Origin of the sequence: Variovorax boronicumulans (genome assembly GCF_029892485.1) — a bacterium.
GTDB classification, from domain to species: Bacteria; Pseudomonadota; Gammaproteobacteria; order Burkholderiales; family Burkholderiaceae_C; genus Variovorax; species Variovorax boronicumulans_B.
In genome coordinates, this window is record NZ_JARXVG010000017.1 from 14,141 (window position 1) to 31,252 (window position 17,112).

Sequence of the window (17,112 nt, forward strand, 5' to 3'; positions counted from 1 at the left end):
ACTCCCCATGTTTTGGCGAGTCCGGAGTGTACGGCTGATCCCGGCTGAAACCGCTGCGGCGCCCGCCCGGCCTATGCTGTTAGCTATAGGTTTGGTAGCAGTCTCAGACCGGCGTGAGCTTGGCCACCGACAGCGCCAACCACTTCACGCCGTGGCGCGTGAACTTGACCTGCGCACGCGCGTCGTCGCCCGTGCCTTCGAGGGCGACCACTGTGCCTTCGCCGAACTTGTTGTGGAACACCTGCATGCCCGAGCGCAGGCCGTGCGACGGTGCGGTCTTCTGCGGCGGCACCGGCGGGCTGGCGAAGGTGTCCTTGCTGCCGCCGTAGCTGTTGCTTCCACCGCTGTAGCCGCCGCTGCCGCCGCGCGTGCTCGCATAACCGCCGCCATAGCCGAACGCCGACGGCGTGAAGCCCTGGTTCTTCGGCGTGAGCCACTTGAGCGCGCTCTCGGGCAGCTCGTCGAAGAAACGGCTCTTGACGTTGTAGCGGGTCTGGCCGTGCAGCATGCGCGTCTGCGAATGGCTCAGGTACAGGCGCTTGCGGGCGCGCGTGATCGCCACGTACATCAGGCGGCGCTCTTCTTCGAGGCTCTCGAAGTCGCTCATCGAGTTCTCGTGCGGAAAGAGGCCCTCCTCCATGCCGGTGATGAACACGCAGTCGAACTCCAGGCCCTTGGCGGCGTGCACGGTCATGAGCTGCACCGCGTCCTGCCCGGCCTGCGCCTGGTTGTCGCCCGATTCGAGCGCGGCGTGCGTGAGGAAGGCGGCCAGCGGGCTCAGCGTTTCGCCAGTTTCGGCGTCGGGGGCGAGCGGCTCGTCGACCACCGGGCGGGTGGGGTCGATGCCCTGGCTCGCGGGCGACTGGCGCAACTCGTCGATCGGCAGCGCCACCGCATCGCGGCCGAAGCCTTCCAGCGTGACGAAGCTCTCGGCCGCATTCACCAGTTCTTCCAGATTCTCGAGGCGGTCCGCGCCTTCTCGGTCGGCCTTGTAGTGCTCGACGAGCCCGCTGTGATCGAGCACCAGCTCGATGATCTCGCGCAGGCTCACGCCCTGGGTCTGCTCGCGCAGCACGTCGATCTTGGCGACGAAGCCCGTGAGGTTCGCGCCCGCCTTGCCGCCGACGACGCTGACCGCATCGTGCAGCGAACGCCCGGCCGCGCGGGCCGCGTCCTGCAGGGTTTCGAGCGTGCGCGCGCCGATGCCGCGCGGCGGGAAGTTGACGACACGCAGGAAGCTGGTGTCGTCGTCCTTGTTCTCCAGGAGGCGCAAGTAAGCCAGCGCGTGCTTGATTTCGGCGCGCTCGAAGAAGCGGAGGCCCCCATACACGCGGTACGGCACCGAAGCATTGAAGAGCGCGGTTTCTATCACCCGGCTCTGCGCATTGCTGCGGTAGAGCACGGCCATTTCCTTGCGGTCGAAGCCGTCGCGCACCAGCTGGCGCATTTCCTCGACCATCCACTGCGCCTCGGCGAGGTCGGTGGGCGATTCGTACACGCGCACCGGCTCGCCCGGGCCCTGGTCGGTACGCAGGTTCTTGCCCAGGCGCTTCTTGTTGTGGCTGATGAGCTCGTTGGCCGAGTCGAGGATGTTGCTGTAGCTGCGGTAGTTCTGCTCCAGCTTGATCTGGTGCTGCACGTCGAACTCGCGCACGAAGTCGGCCATGTTGCCCACGCGCGCGCCGCGAAAGGCGTAGATGCTCTGGTCATCGTCGCCCACGGCGATCACGCTGTTGTTCGGGTTCGGCGTGAACTGCCCGCCGACGGTGCTGCCCGAGAGCATCTTGATCCACGCGTACTGCAGGCGGTTGGTGTCCTGGAACTCGTCGATCAGGATGTGGCGAAAGCGCCGCTGGTAGTGCTCGCGCACGGGGTCGTTGTCGCGCAGCAGTTCGTAGCTGCGCAGCATGAGCTCGCCGAAGTCGACCACGCCTTCGCGCTGGCACTGCTCTTCGTACAGCTGGTAGAGCTCGACCTTCTTGCGGTCGTCGTCGCTGCGGATCTCCACATCCTTCGGACGCAGGCCGTCTTCCTTGGCGCCGGCGATGAACCACTGGGTCTGCTTGGCGGGAAAACGCTCGTCGTCGACGTTGAACTGCTTCATCAGGCGCTTGATGGCCGAGAGCTGGTCCTGGGTGTCGAGGATCTGGAAGGTCGAAGGCAGGTTGGCGAGCTTCCAGTGCGCGCGCAGGAGGCGGTTGCACAGGCCGTGGAAGGTGCCGATCCACATGCCGCGCACATTGACCGGCAGGATCGCCGTCAGCCGCGTCATCATTTCCTTGGCGGCCTTGTTGGTGAAGGTCACGGCGAGGATGCCGCCGGCGGAGACCTGACCCGTCTGCAGCAGCCAGGCGATGCGGGTGGTCAGCACCCGGGTCTTGCCGGAGCCAGCGCCCGCGAGGATGAGCGCATTGCCCGCCGGCAGGGTGACCGCAGAAAGCTGCTCCGCGTTCAGGTTCTTGAGCAGCGGCAGGTCCGCAGAGTGGGCGTCAGCCGCAGGATCGTTAAACAACATCCTCCGATTGTAGAAACCACGGCGTATGCGGGTTATATGAAGAACTGGAAGACCTGCCACCGGGACACCGCGTAGACTCAATCACCGGGCCCAAGATTCTTGCGCCCGGTTTTTTGTGGGCGTTTTCTTTTCGAGAAGCACCGCAAAGGCCGGCCGGACCAAGCGCTCATTCGTTTTTTTCTAACGATTCCTTTCAGGAGCCTGGTCATGCAGATTTTCGACTACGACAACATCCTTTTGCTCCCCCGCAAGTGCCGCGTGGAGAGCCGCTCCGAATGCGACGCCAGCGTCACGCTGGGCGAGCGCACCTTCCGCCTCCCGGTGGTGCCGGCCAACATGAAGACGGTGGTCGACGAGTCGATCTGCCTGTGGCTCGCGCAGAACGGCTACTTCTATGTGATGCACCGCTTCGACCTGGACAACGTGAAGTTCGTCAAGGAGATGCAGGGCAAGGGCGTGTTCGCCTCGATCTCGCTCGGCGTGAAGAAGCCCGACTACGAGACCGTCGACCAACTGGTGGCACAAGGCCTCGCTCCCGAATACATCACGATCGACATCGCGCATGGCCATGCCGACAGCGTGAAGAACATGATCGGCTACCTCAAGGAGAAGCTGCCCAAGGCCTTCGTGATCGCCGGCAATGTCGGCACGCCCGAAGCGGTGATCGACCTGGAGAACTGGGGCGCGGATGCGACCAAGGTCGGCATCGGCCCGGGCAAGGTCTGCATCACCAAGCTCAAGACGGGTTTCGGCACGGGCGGCTGGCAGCTGTCGGCGCTCAAGTGGTGCGCGCGCGTGGCGACCAAGCCGATCATTGCGGATGGCGGCATTCGCGACCACGGCGACATCGCCAAGAGCGTGCGCTTCGGCGCCTCGATGGTGATGATCGGCTCGCTGTTCGCGGGCCACGAAGAGTCGCCGGGCAAGACGGTGGACGTCGACGGCACGCTCTTCAAGGAGTACTACGGCTCGGCCAGCGACTTCAACAAGGGCGAGTACAAGCACGTCGAGGGCAAGCGCATCCTCGAACCCATCAAGGGCAAGCTGGCCGACACGCTGGTCGAGATGGAGCAGGACGTGCAGAGCTCGATCAGCTATGCAGGCGGCCGCACGCTGATGGACATCCGCAAGGTCAACTACGTCACGCTGGGCGGCGCCAACGAGGGCGAACATCTGCTGATGTAAGCGCCCTGCCCTGGGCTGTGTCGGTCAGGCTTCGAGCAGTTGCACCGCGTGGCGGTGCAGCGTGTGGGCCGGGTCGGCGAATGCATCGACCACGCCGAAATGGTCGAGGCCCGGGAGCACCTCGCACACCGGCACCGCATTGCGGCCCCAGGCGTCGCGGATCATCGTGTTGTGGCGGATGAATTCGGGGCTCTCTTCACCACCGACGGCTGCGTAGAGCTGGCCGCGTGGCGGCGCGGGCCAGAGCGCCGGACTCGCACGATGGGCGTCTGCATCGGTCAGCTTCAGCGTGTGCTCCAGGAAGGGCGTGCGTTGCAGCGGCCGCAGGTCGTAGAGGCCAGAGATCGAAAGCGCGTTGCGCACCAGTTGCGCGGGCAGATCGGGCGTGACCGCATTCCAGTCGCAGGACAACAAAGCCGCCGCCATGTGGCCACCGGCCGAATGACCGGCGACGGTGATGCGCGAGGGATCGCCGCCGTAGGCCGCGACGTGGCGCCACGTCCATTCGAGCGCGCGCACCATCTGCAGCAGGATGCCCGGCACGGTGACGGGTGCCTCGACCGGTCCGGGGCACAACGCGTAGTTGGGTACGACGACGCAAATGCCGCGGTCGTTGAACGACGGCGCGATGAAGGAATGCTGGCTCTTGTCCATCGCACGCCAGTAGCCGCCGTGGATGAAGACCAGCACCGGCGCGTCGGGGATCGGCGCGGGGAAGATGTCGAGCGTCTCGTTCGGGCCCTCGCCGTAGGGCAGGTCGATCCGGCCGGGCAAGGCATCGCGCACCGCGGCCGATTCGCGCGTCCAGCGTTCGAAGTACGCCGGATGGTTTTTCACCCGCGCGAGGTTGTTGTACATGCCTTCCAGCCAGGCGGGGTCGTACGAAGCCATGCAGTTGTTGCTCTTGATTTGCGAGGCGCGAATCTTGGCATGCCGACGAGCGCCGGGGCAGGAGTCTGGTTAGAATTTACGTCGTGTTGGGGGGGTAGCTCAGCTGGGAGAGCGCCGCGTTCGCAATGCGGAGGTCGTGAGTTCGATCCTCATCCTCTCCACCAACCGATTTGAAAAGGCCTTGGCAACCGCCAAGGCCTTTTCTTTTTGGCATTCAGGTATCGAGCGTCAGGTGCTGTCCATGCATCGCCGCCGCGGCGGGCGATGCGAGGAACCCGATGGTCTGCGCTGCAACCGACGTAGACACCCACTCAGCCGGATTGGCATCGGGCATCGCCTGGCGATTCGCCGGCGTGTCCAGCACGCTCGGCGCGACGCTGTTCACGCTGACACCGTGCGGCGCGGCTTCGGCGGCCATGGCTTCCACCAGGCGCTGCAGCGCGCTCTTCGATGCGATGTATGCAGCCATCGCCGGCACACCGCGCGCCGCGACCTTCGCCGTCACGGCGACGATGCGGCCGGCTTTGCGTTCGATCATCGAAGGCAGCACGGCCTGCGTCACCGCGACGAAGGACCATGCGTTGAGATTCATCATCCGGTCCCAGCTCGCGCGCGACAGCGCATGCGTTGCTTCGCCCATCTCGAAACCGCCGGCGATGTGCACGAGCGCGTCGACACGGCCGAAGGCCTTGAGCGCCTGGCCGGTCAGCTCGGCCATGTCGGGCGCCGAGGTCACGTCGCCTGCAAGCAGCAGGTGCTGCGAGTTGTCGAGCCCCGGAAAGACTTCGGCCAGGCGACCCGCGTGGTGATCGACCAGCGCAAGGCGCGCGCCCTGGTCGAGGAAATGCTGCGCCACGGCCCGACCCAGTGCGCCTGCAGCACCGGTGATCACGACGTGGGGTGTGGTGTTTGCATCGCTCATAAGAAAATGCTCCAGATAAGAGAAGGGGCGCGGCCCCATGGGTGGCGCATCCTAACGCCGCGATTCACAAATTTTTTGGACACCGGAAAATTCTGGGATATACTCGTGGTCTTGCCTGAAAACGCTAGTCGTTTACAGCGCTGGGGCTCTTAGCTCAGTTGGTAGAGCAGCGGACTCTTAATCCGTAGGTCGAGTGTTCGAGTCACTCAGGGCCCACCACCAACATCGCGGAAACGCTGAAAAAGCCTGCTACCTCACCGGTAGCAGGCTTTTTTATTTGCTGTTCGGCATCACGGCGAACCTGCCGCATCCTGTTGCGCCATCCAGTCGTCAACGAAGCTCGCGAGCACCTCGCGCTTTTCATTGACCTCGGCCATCAGGTATTGCCGCGCATGTTCCCGGGCCAACTCGTTCGACAGAAACCATTGCTCCCGCGCGGCGCTGCCTTGCGGTGGTGGCGTGCCCCAGGCGGCAACATGCTTGCCCAGGAAGGCCTCCGTGACAGGCAGTCGTCCATCCGTCTTGCCGATGTCCGACAACGCATTGCGCGGACCGCCGAGCACGACGCGGGCCTGAACGACGTCGATCTCCGCATGAATGGACGCGCCGAGGCCGCCCGATTGATGCACCTGCCAGAGTTGCTCTGCAGAAGCGTTGCGAATCCAGTTCTCCAGCGCACGCGTCAAACTCTCGAGGATGATTTCTTTGTCCATATAGGCACTATTTCACATTTACGACTGACAGTTTCGAACTGCTGTGCCCTCGGATACAAAAAATCCGGCGTGCGACATGGCATCTTGTACCTGCTGTCACGCATCACAACAATCAGGATCCCAGGGACATCAACTTCGAAGCAAAAAAGCTCGTTGGACCCGCTTCGGCGGGTTATTTTTTTGCCCTCCGATCTTTGCAGCAGGCTTCCGACATAGGCAAAGCCACCGTCCCCATCGACCTGATCGGGCCGGAACACTGGGGCCACTCGAAGCGCGGCAATCGTCGGGCCACCAAAGTGTTCTGCATCATCGTCGGCGGCCTCGCGGCTGCGGGGGTGATTGCCTACCGCGTCTTTGGCGTGGGGCGCTGAACATTCCGCTTGCACAAGAAAAAGCCCGCTGTTCGACGACAGCGGGCTTTTTTACGTGGGGCCGACCCCATGCACGGCAGCGCGCCTCTCATTGAAGCCGCGAGCCCTTGGGCAGCCGCCTGGCCAGCCACTCGTGCACGTCCGCTCGAATGTTGCGGCCCTCCAGCAGGAAGTTCTCGAAGCGGCTCGGCACGTAGGGCAGGTACACCAGCGGCATGCCGGCTTCCTCGGGCGTGCGCGCGGCCTTTCTGTTGTTGCAGACGGCGCACGCGCTCACCAGGTTGGTCCAGGTCCACGGACCGCCGCGCGATTCGGGCAGAACGTGTTCGCATTGCAGATCGCGTTCATGGAACACACCCGCGCAGTACGCGCAGGTGTGGCGGTCGCGGCGCAGCAACTTGCTCTTGGTGACGCTGGGAATCACGTCGAAGAGGTTGATCTTCGACGCGCCACGCAGCGCAATGATGGGCGCCACGTCGATGCGCGACTGCACACCGTGCGCAACGTTGAAGCCGCCGCGCAGCGTGGCCAGCGGCAGGACGCCGTCTTCCCACGCGACCGATCCGGTGGCGTAGTGCAGCACCGCCTGCTCCAGTGAAATCCAGGCTTGCGGCGTGCCCTGAATATCGAGTTGCAGGACGTGGGGTTGCATGATGGCTCGCCTCCTTTTGCGGCGATGGCTGAACGGGTTGAAGAAGAAAGAAGACGACGGGGTGCACGAACGGAATCGAACCGTCGTCAGCGGGACCACAACCCGCGGCTCTGCCGTTGAGCTACGCGCACCGTTGAGAGAAAACCGACCGGCCCGCTACCACTCGCCCACTTCGCGCACGCGCTGGTCGAGATCGAGGCACTCGCGCAGGCGCACATGCCCGAGCGAAGCGGACGAGTCCACTGCCGCGGGCCGCGCATCGGCGCCGATGCCGAAACGACGAAACAGGGCGAGCACCACGCGGCTGCGCGGCTGGGCCGGGCGCACGGTGATCATCCGGATCGGGGTGTTGCGCTTGCGCATGGTGACTCCTTGGTTGCGATGACAGCAAAACAAAATGGCCCCACGTGCACGACTCGAACGTGCAACCCCTTGCTTCGTAGGCAAGTGCTCTGATCCATTGAGCTAACGCGGGATGGAAAGCAAAAACAAAAAGTGTCCGGTTACGAGTTCCGGCGCCGCCCAATCTTTGCGGCCGGTTCCGCGGAAGGACCATCTGCAATGGCCCGGTTCCGCTCGGGTTCGGTGCGAAAAAACGAATGACCGCTTTTCCATTTCGGTTGTGTCCTCACGCGACGGACAGCGCGCTGGGCGCTGCCCCGTACGACGTCGCTGCACAGGAGAGATCAGTTCCTGCACATCCCGCCAGACCGTCTACGTGGTGGGTTCTGGCGGTGTGGTGAAGGCACACCCGAAATGACAAAGCACGACAAACAAGAGCAAAAAAACAAAACAAAAAGGCCCGGAAACCTTTCGGTGTCCGGGCCTCTGCTGGAGAGAGCTTGAAAGGTATGCGCCTACGCGCAACCTCCACCCGGTAGCACCTGATCCTCGAACTTGCCAACGCGCAGGCGGGCTGCGGTTTGCGTGGCATGCACGTAGCTCTGGCGCAGATTCGATTTCGACGACGGCATGCCGAACCCACCGCCACACGACCACACGCGCACGAACGCCCGGCCCGATGCGGGGCGAATGTTGGTGAGGGTCAATGCGGTGTACACGATGGTTCCTGGTCAAAAATTGCCGCTGTCGGCTGTAAAGGGTTGGAAAAAAGATACGGCTTGAGCCGCGAGTGAGGTTGACTGTAAATAGTGTTTACGGCAACGTCAACAACCGGGACAATCTTTTCTTGTCTTGTTGTTGTTTTTGAACAGTGCCCAATACCACCGTCGCGCGCCGTCGCAATGTCCTTGCGCTGCATCGCCGCTTTCTCGAGGGCGCCGTTGCCGCGGGCCTGCCAGCCAAGGGGCTGGACCAGGCCTTTGCGAAGAAGATCGAAATCTCCCCGAGCATGTGGAGCCAGATCAAGAGTTCCCGGCCCATCGGCGACAACCTCGCGCGACAGATCGAGCGGCATTGCGATGTGGAGGTCGGCTGGCTCGACAAGGAAGACCGGCCCTCCGAGGTACCCGATGCAGCGGAAGAGCGCTTCATCGCGGCCGCGCGCGAGGCGTGGCGCACAGCCAATGCCAAAGGGAAACGAGAACTCAGCGGCTGGCTGAAGAAACACGCGCAGGGCGCCGAGCCGCCCCCCTGAACTTCAACCCACCAATGCCGGCGCGTCGCGCAGGATTGCCGCGCGCATGTCGTCGGGAATGGCGACGGCGCGATGCGTCTCCAGCGATGTCGTGACGATCACCTGCGTCATCTGCATCCGCACTTCGCCGCTCTCGGCACCGAAGCAGCGCACTGCCAGCGTCATCGAACGCGAACCGAGCCGCTCCACGGCAAGCCCGAGCGTCACCTGATCGCCCATGCGGCTCACGGCGCGGAAGTCCACGTCGAGCTTCACGGTCGGCAGACCGATGCGGCGCTGCGCCACGAGCCCGTGGTAACTCAGCCCCAGCCCTTCGTTCACCCAGTCTTCGACGAGCCCGTTGAGCATCACGAAGTACTGCGGATAGAACACGATGCCCGCCGGATCGCAATCCGAAAACCGGATCAGCCGCGGCCGCCTGAACTCCGCACTCGCCGCTGCCAGGTCGGCATGCGTGGCCTCGCTCATGCTCAGCCCTCCTCGCCCGTCGCCTCGCCGCGCATCACGTGCACGCGCAGCAACCCGAGCTGGCTGTGCATCTGCTTGACCGTCTTCATGTCCAGGCCCGAGAACATCTCGAGGATCCACTGCTCGTGCTCGCTCGCCATGGTCTCGAAAGTGCGCCGGCCGGCGGGCGTGAGGCTCACGATCCATGCGCGGCGGTCGTCGGGGCTGGGGGCGCGCGCCACCATGCCTTCACGCTCCAGTTCGTCGGTCAAGCCGGTCACGTTGCCGCCGGTCACCATGAGGTAGCGCGACAGCACGCGCATCTTGAGACCGTCCTTGTAGCGGTAAAGCTGCGCCATGTAGTCGAAGCGCGCGAGCGAGATGCCGAAGCGCTCGCGCAGACGGCGGCGGATCTCGGCCTCGATCTGCGTGGTGCTCGCGAGCATGCGCAGCCACAGCTTGAGCATCGCGTGGTCCTCGTGGCCGGCGCGGCCCTCGTGACCGAGTTCTTCGGCGTCGCTCAGCGCGGCGTGCGAAGCGTCGTTGCGTGTCATGTCACCTCCCCTCCTGAAACCGAAATCGACTGGCCAGTGACCGACGCGGCGCCCTCCCCGCACAACCATCGCACGGCATCGGCCACTTCGGACGGCTGCACGATGCGCTTCTGCGGATTCACGCTGGAGAACTCCGCCAGCGCATCGGCCTCGCTGCGCCCGGTCTTGCCGACCACGTTGGCGACGCTGTTGCGCAGGATGTCGGTGTCGGTGTAGCCCGGGCACACGGCATTCACCGTGATGCCCTTGCGCGCCACCTCCAGTGCGAGCGAGCGCGTCAGCCCGATCACGCCATGCTTGGCCGCGGTGTACGCCGAGACGTAGGCATAGCCCTTCTGCCCCGCCGTGCTCGCGATGTTGACGATGCGGCCCCAGCCGGCCTCGAGCATGTCGGGCAACGCGGCCTGCGCGCACAGGAAGCTGCCGGTAAGGTTCACCGACAGCATCCGCTGCCAGAGCTCGACCGAGGTCTTGAGAAACGGCGCGCTCTCTGCGGCGCCTGCGTTGTTGACGAGGATGACGATCGGGCCCCGCGCTGCACGCGCCTGCGCGAAGGCCGCCTGCACGCCTTCCGGGTCGGCCACATCGGCAGCGGCCACGCCATGTCCGCCGCCGGCGAGCGTATCGGCCACGCGCTGGAGCGCCTCGCGGTCACGCCCGAGCAGGGTCAGCACGGCGCCCTCGGCCGCCAGGGTTCGCGCGATCTCCGCACCGATGCCGCGCGCAGCGCCGGTCACGAGCGCGTGCCGGCCAATGAGTAGATTTGATTGCATGCCTGAATTGTTTAGTTCTGAATCATTTTAACGGCGCTGCACGACCCGGGCTGTCACCGCATGCAACGCCCGCCATTCAGGTCCAGCGGCGCGGTGCCCATGGACCTACCGGCTCGCGGGCCGACCGTCCCAGGTCTCTGGACCCACACCGCGCTCGCGCAGCTTGAACTTCTGGACCTTGCCGTTCTCGGTGCGCGGCAGGTCGGGCAGGACGTCGATGTAGCGCGGCACCGCGAAGTACGGCAGAAGGCTCTCGCAGAAGCGCGACAGTTCCACGGGATCGATGCGCTCGCCCTCGCGCGCGACCAGTGCGGCCATCACTTCGTCTTCGGCCAACTCGGAGCGCACGGGGTACACGGCACACGAGGCCACGCCGGGGTGACTCAGCAGCACCTGCTCGACCTCGAACGAAGAAATGTTCTCGCCTCGCCGGCGGATCGCGTCCTTGATGCGGTCGACGAAGCGAAACGCCCCGTCCGCATCGCGCACCACGCGGTCGCCGGTGTGGAACCACAGGTTGCGCCAGGCCTCGACGGTCTTCTCCGGCATGTTGAAGTAGCCGCTGGCGAAGGCGTAGGGCTCGTCCGCACGCAGCAGCAGTTCGCCGGCCTCGCCGGGCTGCAGCGCCACGTCGTCCTCATCGGCCACACAGGCCTGGAAGCCGGGTCGCAGCCAGCCCATGACGCCGCCGCGCGGCGAATCGGGCGCAGTGGCGATCGCGAAGTTGGTTTCCGTCGAGCCGTAGCCCTCCAGCAGCGGCACGCCCGTGCGCGCCTTGAACGCCTGTCCCGCCGCCGAAGGCACGCCCGGCCCGAGCCCGATGCGAACCCGGTGATCCCTCTCGCCTTCGCCCTCGGGCTGCGCGAGCAGGATCGGCACCATCGCGCCGAGCAGGTAGACCACGGTCGCGCCGTTCGCGCGCATCGACGGCCAGAAGCCCGACGCGGAGAAGCGCGAATCGAACACCACCTCGGCCCCGGTCAGCGCAGCCTGCGCGAAGGTATTGAGCGCGTTGATGTGAAAGAGCGGCAGCGTGGTGCACAGCACGTCGTCGCGGCCGACACCGAGCACCTCGGCGCTGTTCACGCCCCACCAGAAATACTGCGCGTGTGGGCAGATCACGCCCTTGGCCGGGCCGGTGGTACCGGAGGTGTAGAGGATGGCGAGCGGATCGCCCGGCTGCACGGCGGCAGGTGCCATTGCTTCAGAACCTGCGGGGTAGCTCGTGACGCGCACGCCAGCGGGCGGCTCCCACGAGGCATCACTCTGGCCCACCACCCACACATCGCGCAACGCGGTGCGTCCGAGATCGGCCGTCTTCAAGCGCTCGAGAAAACCCGCTTCGATCACCAGCAGCTTCGCCGCGCTGTTCGCGAGGAAGTACTCGATCTGCGGCCCCATCGACGCCGTATTGACTGGCACGACCGACGCACCCATCCATCCCGCACCGAGAAAGGTCTCGAGAAACTCGATGCGATTGCCGCACATCACCGCGATGCGGTCGCCCCGTGCCACGCCGGCTTGCGCGAGCGCCCCGGCACGCACCGCCGCGGCTTCGGCCGCATCGGCGTGCGTCCATTGCCGCCCCGCAATACGCAGCAGCGGGCGACCGGCGAACATCGCCGACTGCCGCTGCAGCATCGCGGGCAGCGTGCGCTGCGCTGGCGGCAGTGCGCGCACCTCACTCGTCATCGTGCGTGCCTCCGCCGAGATAGGTCGCTTGCACGCGCGGGTCGCTCGCCAGCTCGGCCGAGGCGCCAGAGAGCGCGATCTCGCCAGTCTCCAGCACATACCCCTCGTCCGAACTCTCGAGCGCCGCGCGGGCGTTCTGCTCCACCAGCAGGATCGAGACGCCGTCTTCGCGCAGCTTGCGCACGATGGTGAGGATGTCCCGCACGATCAGCGGCGCGAGGCCCAGGCTCGGCTCGTCGAGCATCAGCAGACGTGGTGCCGACATCAGCGCGCGCCCCACCGCCAGCATCTGACGTTCGCCGCCCGAGAGCGTGTCGGCGCGCTGCGCACGGCGCTCGGCCAGCCGCGGGAAGCGGTCGTACACCGATTGCAGACGCTTCTTCATCGCGTCGCCGCGCAGCCGCTTGGCATACGCGCCGAGCTGCAGGTTGTCGAGCACGGTGAGCTCACCGAACAGCTCGCGCTTCTCGGGCACCAGGCACAGGCCGCGCTCCACGCGCGCTTCCACGTCGAGCCCTTGCAGGTCTTCGCCCTCGAAGCGCAGCGTGCCCTTGCAAGGAAGGAGCCCCATCGCAGCCGCCAGCAGCGTGGTCTTGCCCGCACCGTTCGGCCCGATCACCGAGATGATCTGCCCCGGCTGCAAGTCGAGCGACACACCGCGCACCGCCTCGACCTGTCCGTAAGACACATGCAGGTCGCCGATCTCCAGCATTGCAGTCATACGACGCTCCCCAGGTAAGCCGCCTGCACACGCTCGTCGGCGCGCACCGCTGAGGGCACGCCCTCCACGAGCTTGGAGCCGAAGTTCATCACCACCAGCCGGTCCACCAGTTTCATCACGAAGTCCATGTCGTGTTCGACGATCAGGATGGTCACGCCCTCTTCGCGCAGCTTGCGCAGCAGGTCGCCGAGCGCCATCTTTTCCTTGCGGCGCAAGCCTGCCGCGGGTTCGTCGAGCACCAGCAGCACCGGGTCGGCGGCGAGTGCGCGCGCGATTTCCAGGATGCGCTGCGTGCCCAGCGGCAGGCTGCCCGCGAGTTCGTGCGCGCGGTCGCCGAGGCCGATGCGGTCGAGCTGGCGCTGCGCCTCCTGCAGGATCTGCATTTCCTCCTTGCGGTCGAGCCGCAGGCCCGCCTTCAGGATGCCCGAGCGCGTGCGCGAATGCGCACCCAGCGCCACGTTGTCCAGCAGGCTCATGTGCGGCCGCAGCTTCACATGCTGGAAGGTGCGGGCCAGTCCCAGCCGCGCCACCTGACGCTGCGGCATGCCGGCGATGTCGTGGTCCAGAAAGCGCACCTGGCCCGATGTCATCGGCAGCGTGCAGGTCAGCAGGTTGAACATGGTCGACTTGCCCGCGCCGTTCGGCCCGATCAGCCCGACGATCTCGCCGGCCTTCACGTCGAAGCTCACATCGTTCACCGCCACCAGCCCGCCGAAGCGCTTGACCGCGCCATTCACCGACAGCACCTGCGTGCCGCGCGCCGGCAGTTGGCGATGCGGCAGCGGGTCGACCGGCGGTGCCTCATGGCGCGAAGCGCCCTGCGTGCCGCCGCGCTTGCGCGTCCAGCGCCGCAGCAGTCCCATCAACCCGCCGCGCGCAAAGTGCAGCAGCAGGATGAAGAGCGCGGCGAAGGCCACGGCCTCCAGCTGGCCCGCGCGCTGCGTGAGCATCGGCAGCACGTCCTGCAGCCCGTTCTTGAGCACCAGCACCAGCGCGGCGCCCACCAGCGCGCCCGCCAGTTGCCCGAGGCCGCCGGCCACGGCCATCAGCAGGTACTCGATGCTCGCGCGCACGTCGAAGGGCGACGGGCTCACGAAGCGGTTCATGTGCGCATAGAGCCAGCCGGCCAACCCTGCGAAGAGCGCAGCCGTCACGAACAGCGAGAGCCGCACGCGGTACGCATCCGCCCCCACGCTCGCCAGCAGCGTCGCGCCGCCGCGCAGCCCGCGAATGGCGCGGCCCGGGCGCGACTGCAGCAGGTTGTGGCTGAACAGGCAGGCCAGCCCGACCACCACCCAGATCAGGTAGTACATCGAGCGCGGATCGGCCAGCGACCAGCCCGCGACCTGCAGCGCCGGAATGTTCGACAGGCCCGTGTGGCGGCCGAGCGCATCGACGTTGCCGAACAGCATGGCGATCGACAGCCCCCACGCGATCGTGCTGAGCGGCAGGAAGTGCCCTCCGAGCCGCAGCGTCAGCATGCCGATGGCCAGCGCCGAGAGGCCCGTGAGCAGCAGCGCGAACAAGAGGCCAATCCACGGCGACATGCCCTGCGCCGTCGTGAGCCACGCCGTCGCGTAGGCCGCGATGCCCACGAAGGCGGCCTGTCCGAACGAGGTCGCGCCGCCCACGCCGGTGAGCAGCACCAGCCCGAGCGCGACCAGCGCACCGATGCCGATGTCGTTGAGCAGCGAAACCGTGAAGCTGCCCGCCACCGCCGGCACCAGGGCCAGCACGACGACCACCGCAGCGATCCAGCCCATGCGTTTGCGGTTGCCGTTCATTGGTCCACCTCGTCTTCTTCCTCTTCCGAATGGGTCACCATGAAGGACCGCAGCATGAGCACCGGGATGAGCAGGCTGAACACGATCACGTCTTTCAGCGCACCGCTCCAGAACGAGGCAAAGCTCTCCACGACGCCGACGGCGAGCGCGCCCACGGCCGTCATCGGGTAGCTCACGAGCCCGCCGATGATCGCGGCCACGAAGGCCTTCAGGCCGATGATGAAACCGGAGTCGTAGTACATGGTCGTCACCGGCGCGATCAGCACGCCGATGAGCCCGGCGAGCAACGATGCGCACCCGTATGCCAGCAGCGCCGTGCGCACCGGCCGGATGCCGACCAGCCGCGCGCCGACACGGTTGACCGCCGTGGCGCGCAGTGCCTTGCCGGCCACCGTGCGCTCGAACACGAGAAAGAACAACCCGCTGAGCACGATGGCAGCCCCCACCATCAGCACCACCTGGCCGCTGACCGTGAACCCGTCGCCGAGCGTGAACACCGCGCTGGTGAGCGGCGTGGTGCGCGAGCCTTCAGGGCCGAAGAACAGCAGGCCCAGACCGGAGAGCAGGAAGTGCAGCGCGAGCGACACGATCAGCAGCACCAGCACCGACGCATCGGCGATCGGCTGGAACACCACCCGTGCGAGCAGCGGCGCGATGGGCACCACCAGCAGCACCGCCACCGCGATGTGCACCGCCACTGGCACGCCGGGCCGCGCCGCGAGCCATGCGAGCACGCACGGGATCGCGGGCAGCACACCCCACATCAGCACCGCCTTCGGAATGCGCGCCGCTTCACCGCGCCGCAGCAAGCTGCCGACTTCGGTGGCCAGAGCCAAAGCCGCCAGCACCGCGACCATGCCGATGGTCGCCGGCACGCGGCCGGTTTCGAAGGCCGCGAGCGACAGGGCCGCAAAGGCCGCGATGTCGCCGAACGGCACGAACACCACGCGCGTCACGGAAAAGATCAATACCAGCCCGAGCCCGGCCAGCAGATAGACGGCACCGTTGGCCAGGCCATCGGTGACGAGGATCAGCGCCACGTCCCATGTCATAGAAAAACCCCTGGCAAGAACATCGTGGTCGTGAAGCGGTTCAAGGTGCGAGCTTCCATTGGCCGTTGTCGAGCTTGACGATCACGCGGGCGCGCTCGTCCACGCCGTAAAGGCTGCCGGGCTTGAAGGTGTAGACGCCGTGCGTGCCCACCACTTCCTTGGTGCTGAAGATGGCATCGCGCAGCGCGACGCGGAACTCGGCCGTTCCCGGCTCGGCCTTCTTCATGGCGCGCGAGGCGGCGTCGGCGAACACCAGCCAGCCGTCGAAGGAATAGGCCGAGAAGGCATCGCTGGTCGGCGCGTTGTTGACCTTCTGGAACACCGCGCGGAACTCGGTCGCGATCTTCTTGGTCGGGTAACTGTCGGGCAGCTGCTCGGCGACGATCACCGGGCCGGTGGGCATCAAGGCGTTTTGCCCTGCTGCACCGACCACGCGCACGAAGTCGGGGTTGATGAGGCCGTGCTGCCCGTACACGCCGCCTTTGTATCCGCGCTCCTGCAACGCAAGGAACGGCAGCGCACCGGGTGTGCCGGCGCCGCCGGTCATCACCGCGTCGGGGCGCAGCGCCACGATCTTGAGCACCTGGCCGGTCACCGAGGCGTCGGCGCGCGCATAGCGCTCGTTGCTCACCACCTTGATGCCCGCGCCGGGCGCGGCCCTCATGAGCGCGTCGTACACCAGGTCGCCCCATGCGTCGGTGAAGCCGATGTAGCCCACCGTCTTCACGTTGTTGCGCTTCATGCGCTCGACCACCGCGTCGATCATCAGCTGCGTGGGCTGCGCGACCGTCATGACCCACGGGTTCTCGTTCGGGTCCAACAGGATGGGCGTGAGTCCGATCATCGGCGTCTTCGCATCGCGGCCGACCTGCGCCATCGCGATGGCCGCCGGCACCCCCGATGTGCCCATGAGCACATCGACCTTTTCCTCTTCGACCAGCTTGCGCGCGTTGCGGCCGGCGGTGGTCGGGTCGGAGCCGTCATCCAGCACGACCAGCTGCACCTTGCGGCCGTTGATCTCGGGCTTGTAGGCGAGCGCCGCCTGCATGCCCTTCGCATAGGGCACGCCCAGCGAGGAGTTCGGCCCAGAGAGCGAAACGCTCAGGCCGACCTTCAGGTCGGCCGCAAGAACGCTCGCAACGCCACAGGCGGCGAGCGCCGCGGCGAGGGCACCGCGCGTCAGGGTCAGCATCAGGCTCTTCATGTCGTAGCTCCAGTGAGGATGGGTGGAAAGGACGGATGA

At 66.0% G+C, this 17,112-nt stretch carries 18 protein-coding genes and 4 tRNA genes; 5 read left to right on the forward strand and 17 right to left on the reverse strand.

The genetic code is table 11. The features are described 5' to 3' along the window. Positions 1-103: 103 nt before the first annotated feature. Positions 104-2,515, reverse strand: a complete 2,412-nt coding sequence (locus M2282_RS27910) for a UvrD-helicase domain-containing protein (RefSeq protein ID WP_280812039.1) — start codon at positions 2,513-2,515, stop codon at positions 104-106. Positions 2,516-2,722: 207 nt separating this feature from the next. Between M2282_RS27910 and M2282_RS27915 the strand changes: the two genes are divergently transcribed. Then, positions 2,723-3,700 (forward strand): GMP reductase, encoded by a 978-nt coding sequence (locus M2282_RS27915; RefSeq protein ID WP_280812040.1) that lies wholly within the window; start codon positions 2,723-2,725, stop codon positions 3,698-3,700. Positions 3,701-3,724: 24 nt separating this feature from the next. Here M2282_RS27915 and M2282_RS27920 read toward each other — a convergent pair whose 3' ends face one another. Beyond that, the gene (locus tag M2282_RS27920; protein ID WP_280812041.1) at positions 3,725-4,591 is read right to left on the reverse strand and encodes an alpha/beta hydrolase; all 867 of its coding nucleotides are present in this window, start codon (positions 4,589-4,591) and stop codon (positions 3,725-3,727) included. Positions 4,592-4,679: 88 nt separating this feature from the next. On the opposite strand from M2282_RS27920, the gene M2282_RS27925 reads away from it, so the two are divergent. Next, positions 4,680-4,755 (forward strand) — tRNA-Ala (locus M2282_RS27925). A gap of 50 nt (positions 4,756-4,805) precedes the next feature. On the opposite strand, the gene M2282_RS27930 is transcribed toward M2282_RS27925, so the two are convergent. After that, the gene (locus M2282_RS27930; protein ID WP_280812042.1) at positions 4,806-5,513 is read right to left on the reverse strand and encodes an SDR family NAD(P)-dependent oxidoreductase; all 708 of its coding nucleotides are present in this window, start codon (positions 5,511-5,513) and stop codon (positions 4,806-4,808) included. Between the two features lie 143 nt (positions 5,514-5,656). Here M2282_RS27930 and M2282_RS27935 point away from each other — a divergent pair. After that, positions 5,657-5,732: transfer RNA gene (locus M2282_RS27935), tRNA-Lys, on the forward strand. Between the two features lie 71 nt (positions 5,733-5,803). Here the strand turns inward: M2282_RS27935 and M2282_RS27940 are convergent. Then, the gene (locus tag M2282_RS27940) at positions 5,804-6,226 is read right to left on the reverse strand and encodes a hypothetical protein (RefSeq protein WP_280812044.1); all 423 of its coding nucleotides are present in this window, start codon (positions 6,224-6,226) and stop codon (positions 5,804-5,806) included. Between the two features lie 194 nt (positions 6,227-6,420). Here M2282_RS27940 and M2282_RS27945 point away from each other — a divergent pair, with 194 nt between their 5' ends. Further along, positions 6,421-6,597 carry a hypothetical protein gene (locus M2282_RS27945; protein WP_280812046.1) on the forward strand — a complete coding sequence of 59 codons (177 nt, stop codon included), beginning with the start codon at positions 6,421-6,423 and terminating at the stop codon, positions 6,595-6,597. An 88-nt stretch (positions 6,598-6,685) separates the two neighbouring features. Here M2282_RS27945 and M2282_RS27950 read toward each other — a convergent pair whose 3' ends face one another. The 5 genes from M2282_RS27950 to M2282_RS27970 form a co-directional block, all read right to left on the reverse strand. After that, positions 6,686-7,249 (reverse strand): HNH endonuclease, encoded by a 564-nt coding sequence (locus M2282_RS27950; RefSeq protein ID WP_280812047.1) that lies wholly within the window; start codon positions 7,247-7,249, stop codon positions 6,686-6,688. Between the two features lie 60 nt (positions 7,250-7,309). Then, positions 7,310-7,380: transfer RNA gene (locus M2282_RS27955), tRNA-His, on the reverse strand. Between the two features lie 25 nt (positions 7,381-7,405). Further along, the gene (locus tag M2282_RS27960) at positions 7,406-7,612 is read right to left on the reverse strand and encodes a short-chain dehydrogenase (RefSeq protein ID WP_280812048.1); all 207 of its coding nucleotides are present in this window, start codon (positions 7,610-7,612) and stop codon (positions 7,406-7,408) included. 35 nt (positions 7,613-7,647) lie between these two features. After that, positions 7,648-7,724, reverse strand: a tRNA-Arg gene (locus tag M2282_RS27965). Positions 7,725-8,106: 382 nt separating this feature from the next. Then, complete coding sequence (locus tag M2282_RS27970; RefSeq protein ID WP_280812049.1) at positions 8,107-8,310, reverse strand: hypothetical protein; 204 nt, start codon at positions 8,308-8,310, stop codon at positions 8,107-8,109. Between the two features lie 152 nt (positions 8,311-8,462). Between M2282_RS27970 and M2282_RS27975 the strand changes: the two genes are divergently transcribed. Next, positions 8,463-8,846, forward strand: a complete 384-nt coding sequence (locus M2282_RS27975) for a hypothetical protein (RefSeq protein ID WP_280812050.1) — start codon at positions 8,463-8,465, stop codon at positions 8,844-8,846. Positions 8,847-8,849: 3 nt separating this feature from the next. On the opposite strand, the gene M2282_RS27980 is transcribed toward M2282_RS27975, so the two are convergent. From M2282_RS27980 to M2282_RS28015, 8 genes are all read right to left on the reverse strand, one after another. Continuing rightward, positions 8,850-9,314, reverse strand: a complete 465-nt coding sequence (locus tag M2282_RS27980; RefSeq protein WP_280812051.1) for an acyl-CoA thioesterase — start codon at positions 9,312-9,314, stop codon at positions 8,850-8,852. A 2-nt stretch (positions 9,315-9,316) separates the two neighbouring features. After that, on the reverse strand, positions 9,317-9,847 hold the full coding sequence (locus M2282_RS27985) for a MarR family winged helix-turn-helix transcriptional regulator (RefSeq protein ID WP_280812052.1): 531 nt from the start codon (positions 9,845-9,847) through the stop codon (positions 9,317-9,319). After that, the gene (locus tag M2282_RS27990; RefSeq protein WP_280812053.1) at positions 9,844-10,620 is read right to left on the reverse strand and encodes an SDR family NAD(P)-dependent oxidoreductase; all 777 of its coding nucleotides are present in this window, start codon (positions 10,618-10,620) and stop codon (positions 9,844-9,846) included. The genes M2282_RS27985 and M2282_RS27990 overlap by 4 nt, the downstream gene beginning before the upstream one ends. Positions 10,621-10,725: 105 nt before the next feature. After that, on the reverse strand, positions 10,726-12,312 hold the full coding sequence (locus M2282_RS27995; RefSeq protein ID WP_280812054.1) for an ATP-dependent acyl-CoA ligase: 1,587 nt from the start codon (positions 12,310-12,312) through the stop codon (positions 10,726-10,728). Then, complete coding sequence (locus tag M2282_RS28000) at positions 12,302-13,033, reverse strand: ABC transporter ATP-binding protein (protein ID WP_125947932.1); 732 nt, start codon at positions 13,031-13,033, stop codon at positions 12,302-12,304. The genes M2282_RS27995 and M2282_RS28000 overlap by 11 nt, the downstream gene beginning before the upstream one ends. Next, entirely contained in the window at positions 13,030-14,817 is a 1,788-nt protein-coding gene (locus tag M2282_RS28005; protein WP_280812055.1) for a branched-chain amino acid ABC transporter ATP-binding protein/permease, read from the reverse strand. Before M2282_RS28005 ends, M2282_RS28000 begins: the two co-directional genes overlap by 4 nt. Further along, positions 14,814-15,869 carry a branched-chain amino acid ABC transporter permease gene (locus tag M2282_RS28010; protein ID WP_280812056.1) on the reverse strand — a complete coding sequence of 352 codons (1,056 nt, stop codon included), beginning with the start codon at positions 15,867-15,869 and terminating at the stop codon, positions 14,814-14,816. Before M2282_RS28010 ends, M2282_RS28005 begins: the two co-directional genes overlap by 4 nt. A gap of 40 nt (positions 15,870-15,909) precedes the next feature. Then, positions 15,910-17,073 (reverse strand): ABC transporter substrate-binding protein, encoded by a 1,164-nt coding sequence (locus M2282_RS28015; RefSeq protein ID WP_280812057.1) that lies wholly within the window; start codon positions 17,071-17,073, stop codon positions 15,910-15,912. Positions 17,074-17,112: the final 39 nt, after the last annotated feature.